We start from the raw sequence: 1077 nt of genomic DNA, 5'->3' as shown, positions 1-1077 counted from the left end.
TCTAGGTGTGTTGTTTGGTGAGGTTGGTTCCGCGGCTGGCTGGGGTGTGGCCGTCGATGCCGGTGTGGGGTCGGTGGTAGTTGTACCAGTGCAGCCAGTCGGGGAACGCTGTTTGGCGGTGGGTTTCTGAGGTGTAGGGCTGGTGGTAGGCCCATTCCTCGAGCAGGGTGCGGTGGAAGCGTTCGACCTTGCCGTTGGTTTGCGGGCGCCAGGGGCGGGTGAAGCGGCGTTGGATCCCGAGTTCGGCGCAGACCTGCTGCCAGGTGGTTTTGCGGTAGGCCATGGCGTTGTCGGTCAGGACGCGTTCGATGCTGATGCCGCGCTCGGCGAACCAGGCGTGCGCGCGGCGCAGGAAGCCGGCGCAGGTGACGGCTTTCTCGTCGGGCAGGGTTTCGGTGTAGGCCAGGCGGGAGTGGTCGTCGAGCGCGGTGTGCAGGAACAGGTAGGTGCCGCCGCGGGCGCGTACCTGATGCGCGCGACTGGCGGGGCGGCCCAGCATCTTGTGGCCACCGCCGTCGGGGATGCGGCCCAGCTTCTTGACATCGACGTGGACCAGCTCGCCCGGGCGGTCGCGTTCGTAACGGCGGATCGGCTCGCCGGTGGCCCGATCACACGCGGCCAGCGGCGGCAGGCCGTGACGGCGCAGGATCTGGTACACCGTGGAAGCGGCCACCGGGACGCGGGTGGCGATCCGCAGCGGCCCGATCCGGTGCTCGGTGCGCAGCGCCACCACCTGCGCTTCCACTTCCGGCGAGGTGCGGCCCGGGCTGTGGTGCGGGCGGCTGGACCGATCGACCATGCCCGCCGCGCCGTGCTCCCGGTAGCGGCCCACCCAGCGGGCGACGGTGGTGTGGGAGACCTGGAACCGTTCCGCCGCCCGACGCAGCGACCACCCCTGCTCCACGACACACCGGGCCAACCGCAGCCGGCCCGTGGGCGTCAATGGCGCGTTACGGTGGACCATCGAGGACCTCCTGGTAATCGGCGTTGATCTCGCAATCCACACCGAACCCGGAGGTCCTCACCCATATCAAGATCATCCTCAGCGTGTCAGCCCATCACCAACGTCCCCGAACA

General features: G+C 69.1%; 1 protein-coding gene. It reads right to left on the bottom strand.

From position 1 onward, the window contains the following. Position 1 precedes the first annotated feature (1 nt). On the bottom strand, positions 2–964 hold the full coding sequence (locus tag L2C96_RS44145) for an IS481 family transposase (protein ID WP_237340321.1): 963 nt from the start codon (positions 962–964) through the stop codon (positions 2–4). Positions 965–1077: the final 113 nt, after the last annotated feature.

It is taken from the genome of Amycolatopsis tucumanensis (assembly GCF_021654135.1).
Classification (GTDB): domain Bacteria; phylum Actinomycetota; class Actinomycetes; order Mycobacteriales; family Pseudonocardiaceae; genus Amycolatopsis_E; species Amycolatopsis_E tucumanensis.
Note: the sequence above shows the minus strand (reverse complement) of the source record. Positions and strands in the feature narration are given on the sequence as shown.

Bases quoted from the DNA above. Each gene is read 5' to 3' on its own strand.
- L2C96_RS44145 (WP_237340321.1), bottom strand. From the start codon at position 964: ATGGTCCACCGTAACGCGCCATTGACGCCCACGGGCCGGCTGCGGTTG.